Genomic DNA, 15,857 nt, shown 5'->3' with positions numbered 1-15,857 from the left:
TGTGGCGCCCCCCAAAATCCTGTGCTATCAATGCAACCCATGAACGCCAACCGCAGCTTTTATTTTTGGTACTACGGTTTTCCGATGCCGCTGGCGGAGGAAGGAATGCGTTCACCCTGAAGGAAACTTCAGCCGCATCCCCGAAAGCCGCCAGCGAACCTGGCGGCTTTTTTCATGCCGCCGGACCTGGCCCCCGACCCAGAACCCGACGAGAGATTCCCATGCCCCCCCATACCGACGATCTGCGCATCCGCAAGATCGAACCGCTGACCCCGCCCGCCCACCTGCTGTCGCTGCTGCCCTGCGACGAAGAAGCCTCGCAGACCGTCGCCGCCTCGCGCGCGGCGCTGCACGAAATCCTGCATGGCCGCGACGACCGCCTAGCGGTGGTGATCGGCCCGTGCTCGATCCACGATCCGGTGGCGGCGATGGAGTACGCGCAACGTCTGCGTCCGCTGCGCGACACCTACGGCGATGCGCTGGAGATCGTGATGCGGGTGTACTTCGAGAAGCCGCGCACCACGGTCGGCTGGAAGGGCCTGATCAACGATCCCAATCTCGACGGCAGCTTCGACATCAACAAGGGCCTGCGCCTGGCGCGCGGCCTGCTGCGCGACATCAACCGCCTCGGCCTGCCGGCCGGCGTGGAATTCCTCGACATCATCTCGCCGCAGTACATCGCCGACCTGGTGGCCTGGGGCGCGATCGGCGCGCGCACCACCGAAAGCCAGGTGCACCGCGAACTGGCTTCGGGCCTGTCGTGCCCGGTCGGGTTCAAGAACGGCACCAGCGGCGACGTCAAGATTGCGGTCGATGCGGTCGGCGCGGCCTCGCATCCCCACCATTTCCTGGCGGTGACCAAGGACGGGCAGACCGCGGTCGCCACCACCACCGGCAACCCCGATTGCCACGTGATCCTGCGCGGCGGCAAGCTGCCCAACTACGATGCGGCCAGCGTCGCCGCCGCCGGCCAGGTGCTGGAGAAGGCCGGGTTGCCGGCACGGCTGATGGTCGATGCCAGCCACGCCAACAGCGGCAAGAACCCGGACAACCAGCCGAAGGTGATCGAGGACATCGCCGCGCAGCTGGAAGCCGGACAGACCCATATCGTCGGCGCGATGGTGGAGAGCCACCTGGTCGGCGGCCGCCAGGAACTGGTGGAGGGCCAATCGCTGGTCTACGGGCAGAGCATCACCGACGGCTGCATCGATTGGGACAGCTCGGTGCAGGTGCTGGAGCGCCTGGCGCAGGCGGTGCGCGCGCGGCGCCAGGCTCGGTTGTCGCAGGCGGCCTGAGCGGCGCAGCGCAGCGACAGGCAGCGGGCTGCAGCCAGATGCCTGTCGCCCGAAAGACTCGCGGTTATCCCGATGCCCGCGGCGGCCCGAGCGAAGCGGCAAGCACCACAGCACGCGCGCCGCTGTTATGCACACATGCCGCTCTTCTGTAGGAGCGGCTTCAGCCGCGACGAGCGAAGGCGCGATCGCTCCAACTCCGGTGACAGCAGGGATGAAGCTTCTTCTACAACGCGCGTAGCAGGGAGCGCAGGTCTTTGTAGGCAGCTTCAGCTGCGACAGCCGGCGTTGTCAGCAAAGGCTTGGAGAGGCGCATCCGATGCGGCACCAGGCGCGGGCTGTCGAAGCGGTGTCGATCCGGTGGCGGGCTGCAGGCAAGGCCCAAGGTGTCCGTTGCGCATCACCCAAAAAAGACCCGGCCGTGCCGTCGAATCCAAAGGGAGAGAGCCTCTTCATCGACGGCATCCGGCCGGTGGTGAATTTATGCGCCCGTGCCGTGGCTGCGGTTTGCCGTTGTGTGCCAACGATTGGCAAGGTGTTCGGGTTGCGTTAAAGCCGGTTTCGTGGCGGTTCAGCGCGTCAGCGCGATCGCAGCAGGCGGCGTCGAGGCTGGCCGGCAATGCGCTGCATGCGATGCGCCCGGCGCTCGCACTCGGTCGGTGCTCTGGCTGCGCGTGCCGTCGCATGTTGGCTGGCGCATTTCGCGCGCTGACCGATAATGCGCGCATGGCCGACTCTCCGCCCTGGTTCCTGTACCTGCTCGAATGCCGCAATGGCAGCTACTACGCGGGCATCACCATCGATCTGCAGGCGCGCTACCAGGCGCATCTGCGCGGCACCGGCGCCAAGTACACCCGCGCCAACCCGCCGCTGCGGCTGCTGGCCAGTCGCGCCTACCCCGACCGCGCCGCCGCCTCGCGCGCCGAATACGCGCTCAAGCAGTTGCCGCGCGCGCGCAAGCTGGCTTTTCTCAGTGAGCCCGACCCGGTGTTCTCGCCCATCGATGCATAGCGGTGTGGTGGACGCTTTGGCACTGATCGCATCCGAAGCCGGCCAGCATCGCCGCTTCGTTCGTCGCGGCTGAAGCCGCTCCTACAGGGAGCTTTCGGGGCGCTTGCTGGTGCACTGTAGGAGGGGCTTCAGCCCCGACCGATCACCGAAACGGCTGCGGTCCGGGCTCGCTCTCGCGGCTGAAGTCGCTCCTACAAAAGCGCGCGGGAGCCGCGGCGATGGCGCTGCGTAGCGCGCTGGATGGGTCAATCCGCCACGTGCATGGTGCCGGTATCCAGCCAGCGCTGGTGCCAGGACAGCGCCTCGGGTAGCAGGTGCGGGGTGTGCTTGCCGTAGCTGTCGTGCAGCGCGCGGTCGAAATAGTCCTCCAGCTGCGCGCGGTAGCTCGGGTCCACGCAATGATCGATCAGCTGCCGCGCGCGGTGCCGCGGCGGCAGGCCGCGCAGGTCGGCCAGGCCGTGTTCGGTGACGATGATGGAGACGTCGTGCTCGGTGTGGTCCACGTGGCTGACCATCGGCACGATGGCCGAGATGCTGCCGTGCTTGGCGGTGCTGGGGCTGAGGAAGATCGACAGGAAGCTGTTGCGGGCGAAGTCGCCGGAGCCGCCGATGCCGTTCATGATGCGGCTGCCCATCACGTGGGTGGAATTGACGTTGCCGTACAGGTCCGCCTCGATCATGCCGTTCATGGCGATGCAGCCCAGCCGCCGCACCAGTTCCGGATGATTGGAGATCTCCTGCGTGCGCAGGATGATGCGCTCGCGGTAGAAATCGATGTTGCGCTTGAACTCCTCGTTCGCCTCCGGGCTCAGCGCGAAACCGGTGCACGAGGCCACCTTCAGCACGCCGCTGCGCAGCAGGTCGAGCATGCCGTCCTGGATCACCTCGGTGAAGGCGCTCAGGTCGCGGAAGCCACTGCTGGCCAGGCCGGCCAGCACCGCGTTGGGGATATTGCCCACGCCCGACTGCAGCGGCAGCAGGTTGGCCGGCAGCCGGCCCTTGCTCACTTCGTGCTTGAGGAAGTCGATCAGGTGCGCGGCGATGCGCTCGCTGGTGGCGTCGGCCGGGGTGAACGGGCTGTTGCGGTCGGGGCCATGGGTGCGCACCACCGCCACGATCTTGTCCGGATCGCAGCGCAGCGACGGCTCGCCGATGCGGTCGTCGGCGTGCAGCAGCGGGATCGGCTTGCGCTGCGGCGGCAGCGCGGTGCCGTAGTACACGTCGTGCATGCCGTCGATGCCGGCCGGCTGCCAGTCGTTGACCTCGACGATCACTTTCTTGGCCAGGTCCAGCCAGGTCTTGTTGTTGCCGATCGACGTGGACGGGATCAGGCTGCCGTCCTCGCGAATGCCGGCCACTTCCACCACCGCGGTGTCGATCTCCCCGTAGAAGCCGAACCACACGTGCTGGGCGACATGGCTGAGGTGGATGTCGATATAGTCCAGGGTGCCGGCGTTGATGCGTTGGCGCGCGTCCGGGTCGGTCTGGAACGGCATGCGCAGGGCGATGCCCTCGGCCTTGGCCAGCGCGCCGTCCAACTCCGGCGCGGTGGAGGCGCCGGTCATCAGCCGGATCTTGAACGCCTGCCCCTGCAGGTGCGCGGCCTCGATGCGCTGCGCCAGCGCGATCGGCACCGCCTTCGGGTAGCCCGAGCCGGTGAAGCCGCTCATCGCCACCGTCTCGCCGGGCTGGATCAGCGCGGCGGCGGCCTCGGCGGTGACGATGCGCTCGCGCAGGCGCGGGTGGAGGATGCGTTCGGCGGACATGGGGCAACAACCATGGGGGCAGGGGAGAGGCCGATTATCGCGGATCGCGCCGGTCGCGGCTTTGCGCCGATGGTGCAGTGGCGGCGTTGTGGCTTTCACGCGCCCCACGCCGCGCCACAGCGATAGTGCGTCGGTGCCGCCCTTCGCCCGCCTCTCGCCGAACGCCGCCCTCGAACGCTACCGGCGCTGGCCGCGGCCGTTGCGCCTGCTGCTGCGCGGGCTGTTGATCGCCTATCTGCTGTACCTGCTGCTCGGCAACGTGTTCCTCAACACGCCGCTGTTCGACATGGCGACCAATCGCAAGCCGGAGAAATTCCGCATGCAGACCGGGCCGGCGCTGACCGTGCTGCCGGGCTTCGTCACGGCGTGGGACGTGCGCATGCGCGGACATGTGCAGCGCAGCGTATGGCACCTGCGCGCCGACCGCGCCAGCGCGCGCATCGCATTGCTGCCGCTGCTGCACCGCGAGGTGCGCCTGCCATGGATGGAGGCGGTGAACGTGATCGGCGAGATCGACCGCGTCGCCGACGCCATCCCGCCGCCGCCGCAGAGCGACCAGGGCTGGACCCTGCGCTTCGACGCGATCCACAGCGGCACGCTGCGCCGCGCGCGCTTCGGCGAACTGGCGATCGAAGGCAAGGGCCATGGCACGGTGGGGTTCCTCAAACAACTCAAGGGCGGGCCGTCGGAACTGTTCCCGTCGCAGATCGTGTTCGACGAGGCCAGCGTGCGCTACGGCAAGCGCCAGATCGCCGACCAGGCGCATCTGGACGCGCGCTTCTCGTTCCCCCGCCACTACCGCGCGCAGGCGCCGGGCCTGCGCAAGCTCGGCATCACCGACCTGGCGCTGCAGCTGCACGGGCGCAGCGTGGCGCTGCGCATCGACACTGCCGGGGCGAATACGCAGCTGAGCACCGAACCCGGGCTCGGCCACCTCGACGCCAACCTGCGCATGCTGCGCGGCGAACTGCAGCCGGGCAGCAAGCTCAATTGGCGCGTGCCGCTGCACGCCGGCGTGGGCGCCACCGATCGCGGCGTGCTGGCGCTGCTGCTCGACGTCGATCGCGACATCCGGCTGCGCGCGCGCCTGCCTGGGCAGGTCGATCCGCGCAGCATGCTCGACGCCGACGTGCGCATCGCCGGGCGCAACGTACCGTTCGCCGATCCCGCGGCGTTGCTGCCGCGCCTGTCCGGCACGGTGCAGGGACGCTGGCATTTCGAATCGCTGAACTGGATCAGCGACCTTTTGGTGCGCAAGCCGTGGTTCCGGCTCGACGGCGGCGGCGACGTGTCCGCCGATCTGCGTCTGGCGCATGGCGCGCTGCAGCCGGGCAGTCGCCTCGACGTGCCCGACGTGCAGGCCACGGCCGATGTGCTGCGGTTGCGCATCCGCGGCCAGGCGCAGGCGGTCGGGCGCATCGTCGGCACTGCCGCGCAGCCGCGTACCGAGGTCGACGTGCGCATGCATACATTCGCGCTGGCGCCGCTGGCCGAACCCAAGGCGATCTTCGTGCAGGGCGAGAACCTGCGCCTGGACCTGCAGGGCGACGGCGCGCTGGCGACGTTGAAGGAATCGTTGCAGGCGCGCCTGCGTTTCGACGATGCGCGCGTGCCCGACCTGCGCGCCTACAACCGTTACCTGCCGGCATCGCAGGTGCGCGTGCTCGGCGGCAGCGGATCGCTCAGTGGCGATCTGCACCTGGACGCGGCCGGGCAGGTGGGCGAAGGCAATGTGCGCATGCGCGGCCGCCAGGCGCAGCTGCAGGCGGCCGGACTGGCGCTGGCGGGCGACCTGGATCTGGATGCGCGGCTGCGGCGCGCGGAACTGCAGGGCAAGCGCTTCGACCTGAGCGGCAGCACGCTGCGCCTGCAGGGCGTGCGCTACGGCGACGGCGCCAAGCAGCGCGACTGGTGGGCCACGCTGCGCGTGCCGCAGGGGCGCATCGCCGCAACGCCGGCCACGCAAGCCGATGCGCAGGTGCAGATCCAGATGCGCGACGCCGGTCCGGTGCTGGCGGTGTTCGCGCAGCGCAGCGATGCGCCGGCCTGGCTGCTGAAGCTGGCCGATGCCGGGCAGCTGGAGGCGAGCGGCCAGTTGCGCTGGCGCAAGGACGCGCTGTGGCTGGATCGCTTGCAGGCGGAAAACCAGCGCGTGTCGCTGCGCGCGCGGCTGCGCGTCGGTGATGCCGGCACTCAGGGTGACCTGTATGCGCGCTGGGGCGTGCTCGGCGTCGGCGTGGCGCTGCGTGGCGAGCAGCGGCAATGGCATCTGCTCGGCGCACGCGAGTGGTACGAGCGGCAACCGGCGTGGTTGTCGGACACGCTGCCCGCTCCGGCACCGACGCCGTTGTCGCCCTGAGCCGCAAGGCGGTGCGTGCTTCGCGCGGCGTTACGTTTACGCAGGCGCGCCAGCCTGTTCTCGAATCGCGCCTTCGTCGCCAGGCAAGCCGTGTTCATATGGAGCGACTACGGATCGCCTGGGCAATGGGTCGCGACGATGAAAGCGCGTCGCGATCGCATCGACCAGGCGCAGCACGTGCCCATGCGTGATCACGTGACGCCTGCGCGCCGATGTCGCGCACCTTGTGTCGATACGCGTAGTCTGTGAAGACGAGACGTCGCCGCATACTGCATTGCAGCAGAATGTACCGCCCAGTTTCATTTTGCAGTGCAGCGTGCAATGTGCAAACAAAGCGCCCAAGATCAACCTGCATCCCGACGTGGGGGAGGGAGCAAGGCCCGCTGGCAGTTCGCTGCAAGCGGGCTTTTTTTTGCCTCGAGTTTGGGTAACCCAGGACGCTGCGTCGCCTTTTCAGGCAGTGCTTTTCGTACGGCGCCAGGCATGGACGCCAATCGTGTACCACGCGCCATCGCCTGATCGTGCCTGCGGCTTGGCCAATCGCCTTGTCGGTGCGCTGCGCGGCCCCTGTCTGCCGACGCGCCGGGATGCCAGAATCGACGGATGCCCGCATCCTCTCCGCTTGTCCCCGACTCCGTGCAACCCTTGCTCGACCGCAACCTGGCGCGCTTGCGCCAGGCCGTCGGCGCGCGACCCTGGCCCGATCGTCCCGGCTTCGACGCCGACCTGCAGCGCGCGGTGCTCGCCAGCGATTTCCTGCTCGACACGGTGTGCCGGCAACCGGCGTTGCTCGAATACCTGGCGCAGCCCGATCCGCCGCCATTGCCGGTACCGCAGCTGGATCCGGCGCAGCCGGCGGCGTGGCCGGCGCAACTGCGCCGCTATCGCGCGGCGGCCTCGGCGCGGCTGGTGTGGCGCGACGTGCTGGGCCTGGACGATGTCGACGCGACCTTGGCCGGCAGCACCCAGTTGGCCGAGATCTGCCTCGATATCGCGCTGCAGGCGCTGGAAGGCGAATTCGCCACGCGCCACGGCGTGGTTCGCGCCGCCGACGGCAGCGCGCAGCGGCTGGTGGTGTTCGGCCTTGGCAAGCTCGGCGGCGGCGAACTGAACTTCTCCTCGGACGTGGACCTGGTCTACGCCTATCCGCAGGGCGGCGAATCCGATGGCGCGCGTGCGCTCGCCGCCGAGGAATATTTCGCGCGCCTCGGCCAGCGCCTGGCGCGGCTGCTGGACGAGACCACCGCCGACGGCTTCTCGCATCGCGTGGACCTGCGCCTGCGTCCGTTCGGCACCGCCGGGCGGGTGGCGTTGTCGTTCGCCGGCATGGACCACTACTTCCAGCGCGAGGGCCGCGACTGGGAGCGCTACGCGTGGCTGAAGGCGCGCGCGGTGGCCGGCGACATCGCCGCCGGCGAAGACTGGCTGCAGACGCTGCGTCCGTTCGTGTACCGGCGCTACCTCGACTTCACCGCGCTCGACGGGCTACGCGAGATGAAGGCGGCGATCACTGCCGAAGTCGCGCGGCACGATCGTCTCGACGACATCAAGCGCGGTCCCGGCGGCATCCGCGAGATCGAATTCCTGGTGCAGTCGCTACAGCTGATCCGTGGCGGCCGCGAGCCGGCGCTGCGCGAGCCGCGCTTGCTGCCGGCGTTGCAGGCGCTGGTCGCCGGCGGCCAGGTCGCGGCCGCCGATGGCGCGGCGCTGGCCCACGCGTACCGCTTCCTGCGCCAGGCCGAGAACCGCCTGCAGATGCTGCGCGACGCGCAGACCCATGCGCTGCCGGAAGACGCGCTGGACCGCGCGCGCATCGCGCTCGGTCTCGGTTACGCCGATTGGACGCAGCTGTATGTCGCGTTGCAGGTGCAGCGCGACCGTGTCGCCGCCGAATTCGCCGAGTTGCTGGCGCCGCGGGTGCAGGCGGTGGCGCCGGATGCGCTGGCCAGTTACTGGCGCGGCTTGCCGCACGAAGCCGGCGCGCAGGTGCTGGCCGCCGCCGGCTTCGCCGATGCCGAGGGTGCCGACCAGGCGCTGCGCGGCTTCGTGCAGTCGTTGGGCGTGCGCACGCTGTCGGACGCGGCGCGCGCGCGGCTGGACCGGGTGCTGCCGGCATTGCTGCACGCCGCCGCACGCTCGCCGCAGGCCGACGCCGCGTTGCACCGTGTGCTCGGCCTGCTGCAGGCGATCCTGCGCCGCGCCAGCTATCTCGCCTTGCTCGACGAACAGCCCAGCGCGCTTGCACGGCTGGTCGATGTGCTGGCGCGCAGTGCGTTCCTGTCCGAACGCCTGGTCGCGTATCCGTTGCTGCTCGACGAACTGCTCGATAGCCGCGTCGCCGGGCCGATGCCGGATCGGGTGGCGATGCAGCGGCTGTGCGACAGCGCGGTCGCCGCCGCCGGCGACGATCCGGAAGCCGCCCTGCGCGGCCTCAACGAAGCGCGTCAGGCGCTGAGTTTCCGTATCGCATTGGCCGCACTGGATCGGCGCCAGCCGGCGGTGCACAGCGCCCGCCAGCTCGCGGAGCTGGCCGAAGGCGTGGTGCTGACCGTGCTGCGCCTGGCGCGCGCCGAGCTGGTCGCAGCCCATGGCGAAGTGGCGAGCGGCAGTTTCGCGATCGTCGGCTACGGCAGCCTCGGCGGCATCGAACTGGGCATCGGCTCGGACCTGGACCTGGTGTTCCTGTACGACCATGCCGCCGGCGCGGAGACCTCCGCCGGACCGCGCCCGCTGGAGAGCGGGCGCTGGTTCGCGCGCCTGGCGCAGAAGGTGATCGCGCTGCTCGGTGCGGTCACCGGCGGCGGCCGCCTGTACGACATCGACGTGCGCCTGCGCCCGGACGGCGGCAAGGGCGCGCTGGTGTCGTCGCTGGCCAGCTATACCGAGTACCAGCGCGAGCGCGCCTGGACCTGGGAGCACCAGGCACTGGTGCGTGCGCGCGGCGTGGCCGGCGATGCCGTGTTGCTGCAACGCTTCGAGCAGGTGCGCGCGCAGACCCTGGCGCGTTCGCGCGACGCGGCGCAGCTACGCGAGGAAGTGTTGAAGATGCGCGCACGCATGCGCGCCGAACTGGACCGCAGCGATGCCGCCCGCTTCGACCTGAAGCAGGGTGCTGGCGGCCTGGTCGATCTGGAATTCCTGCTGCAGGCCGGGGTGTTGCTCGGCGCCGCGCAGCATCCCGAGCTGACCGTGCCGCGCGCTACGCCGGCGCTGATCGACGCATTGGCGGCCAGCGCATGGTTCGATGCGCCGACTGCCGCCCGTTTGCACGAGGCGCACGCAACGCTGGTCGACGCCGGCCTGGCCTGCACGCTGGACCGGCGCCCGCGGCTGACTGCGAGCACCGACGCGATCGCGCAGGCGCGGGCGGCGATCACTGCCGCGGCGCAGGCCAAGGGGCTGGCATTCGAGCCGGGGCGCGGCGAGCGATAGCGCGGCTGGTCCGCCGCCGGCCCGCCGGATCCCACCCGGCCTGCCCGGAAGTGGATGGCACGCCCCTGAGGTGAACATGGGGCGTGCCCGTCATCCGGGGGTGGCTCGCTTCTTGAGCCAAAGCGCCCTGATGAGCATGAGCACAAGCAGAAGAAAGCCGCAGAGTCCTTGCAGCAATTCCGGCCAGCCGGCGCCGAGGTCGCATGCGGCCGCAATTTTCTGCCAAAGAACGTCTGCGAAAAGCGCATTCAAAAGCGAGGCGAGCAATAACGGAAGCAGCAGTGGATCGCGGAGCATGCGCCTGTGGTTCGATGTCATCTGTCTTCGCTTCCTTTCGTTTTTTTGAGGCTTGTGTTGGATCCGAGTCACGTGCGCGACAGCACGTAGCAGCATAGTTCGATCCGTCGCACGGGCTCGGCGACGATGTTGCCGAAGTCGACCTGGCGTGGCGAGTGCCGCTGGGGTCGGCGCCGGCCTAAGCTGCACGCTGGACCGGCGGCTGCGCCTGACCGCGAGCACGGAGACCGTCGTGCGCGTGCGCGCGGCGATCACCGCCGCGGCGCAGGCCAGGGGACTGTCGTTCGAGCCGGAGCGCAGCGAGCGATAGATCGCTGCACGGCCGGTGGTTGAGCAGCGGCCAGTTTTGGCCGGACGTGAGATGGTGGGTAAGCGGCAGCAGCGTATGCACACCGCCATGTCTACGCAACCAAGTCGCCCAGTCGCACCTTGAGTGCTGCGATTTGCTCCTGCACGGCCTCCATCACCTGCGGATTGTCTCCCCACATGTCGATGAATCCCCAAGTGGCATCGGGGGGATCCAGCATGTTGCTCAAGATCTCGATGGCGCTTTCGAGAAGCGGCTTCAAGTCTTCCAGATAGCGGGAGGGCCAGACATAGGCGATGCCCAGCGTCTGCAACAGGTAGCTGGCGGCTCTGATCGAGTCGTAGCGCTCCTGGCTCGGGTCGAACCCATTGATCTCGTCGATCAGGAGCGAAATGTCATGTGCTTTCCAGAACCGCTGAAACCAATCCGCCGCCTCATCGTTGGCCCACGGCTGCGTGTTCCAATCTCCCATGATCTTTGTCCTTGTCTGCGGCCGCCAATTGAATTGTGCTGCGTCCTAACGCTGCCGCGGCCGCGCGGCCGCGGCGCCGGTCGCGGCCGGCGGCGCCATCCGCCACAGCAGCGCGCGGAACGGCGCCAGCAGGAACACGCCGATGCCCAGTTTCACCGCCAGGTCGCCGGTGGCCCAGCTGACCCAGGGCAGCGCCGAGCCGGCGAAGGCGACCGACCAGAAGATCGCCGTGTCCAGCGTCGCGCTGCAGGTGGTGGCGACGATCGGCGCGCGCCACCAGCGGCCGCGGCGCAGGCGGTCGAACACCGCGATGTCCAGCAGCTGCGCGGCGATGAACGCCAGGCACGAGGCGGCGGCGATGCGCGGGGTGGCGATCCAGATCGACAGCAGCACCGCCAGCGCGAAGCCGCACCAGGCCACGCGCCGTGCCGCGCGCGGGCCGAAGCGGCGATTGATCAGATTGCTGACCAGGAACGCCACCGGATAGCTGAAGGCGCCCCAGGTCAGCCAGTCGTTGATCGGGAACTGCACCAGCACGTTCGATAGCAGTACGACTGCGCCCATCGCCAGCACCGCCAACAGCAGGGCGCGCGGGGTCAGTGCGGCGAACGTAGGCGATGGCGAGGACGGCGGAGGCATTGGGCGGCTGCGCGGCGGGCAAGGCGAAGCGGCGCATTATCGCGATGCGGCGGCGTCGCGGCCAGCAGCACGGCGCGCTGGCCGCGACGCCGTTGCTCCCTGTAGGAGCGGCTTCAGCCGCGACCGGGCGGTACCGGTAGGGTTTCGGTCGCGGCTGAAGCCGCTCCTACAAAGGGCGAGCCGCCGAGGAAAGCGCCCTCAGCGTTCTTGCGGCGGCGCTGTCCCATCCACCGCGGCCCGGCCCAGCGCCGGGTCGTCGGTGAAGAAGGCATCCACGCCCGCGGCAATGAACGCGCGCATCTCAGCGATGCTGCCATCGGCGTTCACCGCCGCCGGGCCGCGCGCGTCCTGCAGTCGCTTGGGCAGGAAGTAGTTCTCCGGACGGAACGTGTACGGCACCACCTGCAGCCCGGCCGCATGCGCGTCGGCGATGAAGGCGGTGGGCGCGGCCAGCGCGCCGTCGGCATCGACCGGGATGATGGTGCGCAGGTTGGGACTGACCAGTTGCGCATACTCGGCGATCGCGCGCAGGCCCTGCGCGCTGCCCATCTGCGCATAGGTCGGGCCGTCGCGCAGCTGGTCGCCCGGGCGTTCCTTCGGGTCGCCCAGCAACTGCACCAGGCGCACGTTCTGATGGTCCTTGCCGAGCTTGCGGTGCAGGGACTGCAGGTTGCCGATCTCGAACGACTGCACGATCACCGGCGCGCTGCGCGTGTACGCATGCGCGTCCAGCGTGGTCAGCACCTTGTCCTCCATCGCCAGGCCCAGCGCCTGGAAATAGGTGCCGTGCTTGATCTCCGGGATCAGCCCGATCGTGCGCCCGCGCGCGGCCGCTTCGGCCGCGGCGAAATCGATGATCTCGTCGAAGGTGAGCAACTGGAACTGCCCGTCGAAGGCGGTGCTGCGCAGTTGCGGCAGGCGCTCGCGCGCGCGCAGCGTCTTCAACTCGGCCAGGGTGAAGTCTTCGGTGAACCACCCCTCCACGCGCTGACCGTCGATCTGCTTGGCCGTCTTGCGTGCGGCGAACTCCGGATGCGCGGCGACGTCGGTGGTGGCGCCGATCTCGTTCTCGTGCCGCGCCACCAGTGCGCCGTCCTTGGTCGAGACCAGGTCCGGCTCGATGAAATCGGCGCCGTCGGCGATGGCCTTCGCATACGACGCCAGCGTGTGCTCGGGGCGCAGCGCGCTGGCGCCGCGGTGACCGATCACCAGCGGCTTGTGCGTACCCGCCGCCGCGACCGTGTCGGCCGCGGCGGTCAGCGACGACAGCGCCATCGAACATCCCAGCATCCAGACCATGGGTTTCATCATCGCATGCGCTCGGCGGCCAGGTGGGGGCAGGATGCGCGCGTTCAGAAGCGCGCGTCCAGGGTCAGGAACACCTGCCGCGGCGCGCTGGCATGGAACGCCAGCGAACGCCCGTTCGGATCGCTGTTGCCGAAGGCGGAGAGGTTTGAGGCGTAGCGCTTGTCGGTGAGGTTGGTCACGTTGAGCGACAGCTTCAGGTCCTGCAGGAACGACACTGCGCCGAAGTCGTAGCCGGTGCCAGCGTCGAACGCGGTGTAGCCGCCGAAGCCCTGGTCGTTGGTGTAGGTGTAGTAGCGCTGGCCGGTGTACTTGCCGCGCAGGTTCGCGTTCCAGCCGTTGTAGTTCCAGCTGATCTCGCTGGTGACCATGCGCTTGGGCGTGTCCACCGTGTACTTGCCGGCGGTGGGAATGGTCACGCCGTTCTGCACGTAGTTGTCGTCGTAGGTGGAGCGGTTGATCGACGCCGAGTTGTACCACTGCAGATGCGCGGTCGGCTTCCAGATGAAGGTCAGCTCGCCGCCGCGGCTGCTGACCGAGCCGACGTTGAAGAAGCGCGTGGTACACGCCGGGGTGGTGCCCTGCTGGATGCTCGGGCAGGGGTTGAGCGAGAGCAGGCGGTTGTCGAAGGTCACGTCGTAGCCGACCAGCGAGGCTTCGAACGTGTCGCGCACCAGGCGGTAGCCGGCCTCGAAGGTCTTCGACTTCTCCGGCTCCAGCGCGCCGACGCTGGCGTCGAACGAAGCCTGGGTCACCAGCAGCGGGCCGCCGGCGCCGCCGCCCTGGAACGCGGCGATGTTCTCGGCGTAGGAGGCGAACACTTCCTGTCCTTCGGCCAGGCGATAGCTCACCCCCGCCTGCGGCAGCAGCGCTTCGCTGGCCTTGAGCGTGCCGTTGGCGACCGGCGCTTCCACCGCGATCCCCGGCGTCTCGCGCGCGGTCATCGTGGTGTGCGGGCTCTTCGCGCCCACGTCCAGGGTCAGGCGCTCGTCGAGCAGCTTGAAGGTGCCCTGCACATAGGCCTGCTTGGTGGTGATCGTGTAGTCCTGCGAGAACAGCCGGCGGTCCGGGCCGCTGAGGAACAGGTCGTCGTCGATCGGGCCGTCGATCCAGTAGAAGTTGCGCTCCACGTGATGCTTGTTGCGCTCGTACCACACGCCGGCTTCCAGGTGATGCGGGCCCAGATCCCAGCCCAGCGAGGCGATGCCGCCGGTGCGGTTGATGGTGTAGTTGGTGCTGCGGATCGAGATCGGCAGCGCCTGCGGCGTGCCCGGATTCGAGGCCTGGCCCGGCGACCACCAATGGCCCTGGCCTTCGTTCTCGTGGTGGTAGACCTGGGTGTGCACGCTCACCGCGTCCGACGGCTGGAAGTCGCCGGCGAGGTAATACAGGTCGTCGTTGCGCAGCGCGCGGCTCTGGTAGTAGGCGTCGTCGGTGTTGTCCACGCCGCCGCTGTAGGCGCATCGGCTGGCGTCGCGGGTGGCCGGCGCGCAGTAGGCCGCGGCCAGCGCGCGCTGCCAGTCCGGCGCGTACAGGTTCCAGTCCCAGCCCAGGCCGCGGTGCAGGCCGCTCTTGGACAGGTAGGCGTAGTCGGCCTGCGAGGTGCGCGAGGTATCGACGAAGGCGGTGATCTTGCCGCCTTCGAACTGGTACACGCCCTTGCCGTTGAACTGCGCGGTGCTGGTCGGCGATTTCGGATCGGCCCACATGTCGGCGCTGGCGTAGACGCCGGACAGATACGCCGAGAAGCCGTTGTGCTCGCCGGTGTCCAGGCGCAGGTAGGTGCGGCGGTTCTGGTCCGAGCCGACCGTCTGCGACAGGCGCACGCCGGTTTCGGTGGACGGATCGTCCGAGAAGTACTGCACGGTGCCGCCGAGGTTGCTGGTGGACGCGGTGCCCAGGCTGCCGATGCCCGAGGCCAGTTCCACGCCGCCGAAGTTCTCGGCGATCAGCGCGCGGCTGATGTTCAAGCCGTTGTAGTTGCCGTAGGCGTTGTCGCCCAGCGGCAGGCCGTCGAGCGTATAGCCCAGGCGCGTGCCGTTGAAGCCGCGCAGGCTCACCGTCTGCGATTCCTCGTTGGCGCCGAACGCGTCGTTGGACTGCACGTTGACGCCGGGAATGCGGTTGAGCAGTTTCTGGATGCTGGTACCCGGCGGCAGTACCGCAATGTCCTGGCGGGCGATGCGCTGCACCTGGCGGGTCTCGCCCTGGCCGATCACCGACACCGTATCGAGTTGGTGGGCATCGCCGGTCGCGCCGTCGGCCGGCGCGTCTGCCGCGTGCGCCGCCAGCGGCGTCAGCAACGTGGCAAGGATCGCGGCGCTCAGCAAGTGATGGGTAGGCATGCGTGAAAAATTCGCTAAAGGAGGTCGGGCGAAGATGCGACAGCGAGGTTTCAGGATCGCGTCACGCATGTTGCGGTTGTCATGCAATGCCGACACAGGCGACACATTTGCCCAAGTCGCCTGAGGTGGCCTGGCGTCGCTGCGTGAAAACTAAACGGCCGCAAAACGGCGTATGCGACCGTTCGAGAGCGACGCGGCGCATGCCTGCGTTTTCCGGCAAAAAACACGCATCGCCCGCACATTTTTCAGCAGCGCACACGTGCTTCGACGATGCCGATGAAACATTGCCGATGCATTTCTTTTCAGGATCGAAAATGCGGTGCAACGTCAAAGTTTCGACGCGTGGCTTCATCAATGATTGCGGCCACGTCATCGTTTGGACTTCGCTCGTGACATTGCCGAAACAGGTATCGGATGACCGGATGGCATTGCCGCCAGCAAGCCCGTTGCACACGCGAATGCGGCGCGCATTCGCTGGGGAGTCCTCACCGTACCTGCGTGCGGCCGCGGTGGCCGTGCAGATGCGCTAGTCGATCGCAAGTTGCTGTGGCGCGTAGCGGCCGCTGCGCGTCTGCGTCCATTTCGTTTCCACGCGACGCCGCCTGCAACCGCTTGCAGGCGACGCCCTATCG

Annotated in this window: 12 protein-coding genes; 5 read left to right on the top strand and 7 right to left on the bottom strand. The window is 68.7% G+C overall.

Annotated elements, in window-relative coordinates:
• Window positions 1-221: 221 nt before the first annotated feature.
• Both HEP73_RS19735 and HEP73_RS19730 read left to right on the top strand, forming a co-directional pair.
• Window positions 222-1,295, top strand: a complete 1,074-nt coding sequence (locus HEP73_RS19735; protein WP_185821239.1) for a 3-deoxy-7-phosphoheptulonate synthase — start codon at window positions 222-224, stop codon at window positions 1,293-1,295.
• 723 nt (window positions 1,296-2,018) lie between these two features.
• Window positions 2,019-2,303, top strand: coding sequence for a GIY-YIG nuclease family protein (locus HEP73_RS19730; protein ID WP_185821238.1), 285 nt, complete (start codon window positions 2,019-2,021; stop codon window positions 2,301-2,303).
• 245 nt (window positions 2,304-2,548) lie between these two features.
• On the opposite strand, the gene HEP73_RS19725 is transcribed toward HEP73_RS19730, so the two are convergent.
• Complete coding sequence (locus tag HEP73_RS19725) at window positions 2,549-4,069, bottom strand: acetyl-CoA hydrolase/transferase family protein (protein ID WP_185821237.1); 1,521 nt, start codon at window positions 4,067-4,069, stop codon at window positions 2,549-2,551.
• Here HEP73_RS19725 and HEP73_RS19720 point away from each other — a divergent pair.
• Both HEP73_RS19720 and glnE read left to right on the top strand, forming a co-directional pair.
• Window positions 4,068-6,428, top strand: a complete 2,361-nt coding sequence (locus tag HEP73_RS19720; RefSeq protein WP_458309697.1) for a hypothetical protein — start codon at window positions 4,068-4,070, stop codon at window positions 6,426-6,428. The two genes, HEP73_RS19725 and HEP73_RS19720, sit on opposite strands and share 2 nt — an antisense overlap.
• A 603-nt stretch (window positions 6,429-7,031) precedes the next feature.
• A complete protein-coding gene (gene glnE / locus HEP73_RS19715) occupies window positions 7,032-9,860 on the top strand; it encodes a bifunctional [glutamate--ammonia ligase]-adenylyl-L-tyrosine phosphorylase/[glutamate--ammonia-ligase] adenylyltransferase (RefSeq protein WP_185821235.1) in 2,829 nt (942 codons plus the stop codon).
• Between the two features lie 90 nt (window positions 9,861-9,950).
• On the opposite strand, the gene HEP73_RS19710 is transcribed toward glnE, so the two are convergent.
• Window positions 9,951-10,178: a hypothetical protein gene (locus HEP73_RS19710; RefSeq protein ID WP_185821234.1), complete on the bottom strand. Its 228-nt coding sequence runs from the start codon at window positions 10,176-10,178 to the stop codon at window positions 9,951-9,953.
• A gap of 127 nt (window positions 10,179-10,305) precedes the next feature.
• On the opposite strand from HEP73_RS19710, the gene HEP73_RS19705 reads away from it, so the two are divergent.
• Window positions 10,306-10,467, top strand: coding sequence for a hypothetical protein (locus HEP73_RS19705; protein WP_185821233.1), 162 nt, complete (start codon window positions 10,306-10,308; stop codon window positions 10,465-10,467).
• 91 nt (window positions 10,468-10,558) lie between these two features.
• Here the strand turns inward: HEP73_RS19705 and HEP73_RS19700 are convergent, their stop codons facing one another.
• The 5 genes from HEP73_RS19700 to HEP73_RS19680 form a co-directional block, all read right to left on the bottom strand.
• On the bottom strand, window positions 10,559-10,936 hold the full coding sequence (locus tag HEP73_RS19700) for a hypothetical protein (RefSeq protein ID WP_185821232.1): 378 nt from the start codon (window positions 10,934-10,936) through the stop codon (window positions 10,559-10,561).
• Between the two features lie 45 nt (window positions 10,937-10,981).
• On the bottom strand, window positions 10,982-11,575 hold the full coding sequence (locus HEP73_RS19695) for a queuosine precursor transporter (RefSeq protein WP_185821231.1): 594 nt from the start codon (window positions 11,573-11,575) through the stop codon (window positions 10,982-10,984).
• 198 nt (window positions 11,576-11,773) lie between these two features.
• On the bottom strand, window positions 11,774-12,850 hold the full coding sequence (locus HEP73_RS19690; RefSeq protein ID WP_185823510.1) for a glycerophosphodiester phosphodiesterase: 1,077 nt from the start codon (window positions 12,848-12,850) through the stop codon (window positions 11,774-11,776).
• Between the two features lie 77 nt (window positions 12,851-12,927).
• The gene (locus HEP73_RS19685) at window positions 12,928-15,225 is read right to left on the bottom strand and encodes a TonB-dependent receptor (protein WP_185821230.1); all 2,298 of its coding nucleotides are present in this window, start codon (window positions 15,223-15,225) and stop codon (window positions 12,928-12,930) included.
• Window positions 15,226-15,304: 79 nt separating this feature from the next.
• Window positions 15,305-15,577 (bottom strand): hypothetical protein, encoded by a 273-nt coding sequence (locus tag HEP73_RS19680; RefSeq protein WP_185821229.1) that lies wholly within the window; start codon window positions 15,575-15,577, stop codon window positions 15,305-15,307.
• Window positions 15,578-15,857 lie beyond the last annotated feature (280 nt).

Origin of the sequence: Xanthomonas sp. GW (assembly GCF_014236815.1) — a bacterium.
Taxonomy (GTDB): Bacteria; Pseudomonadota; Gammaproteobacteria; order Xanthomonadales; family Xanthomonadaceae; genus Xanthomonas_A.
This window is presented reverse-complemented; position numbering and strand designations above follow the sequence as displayed.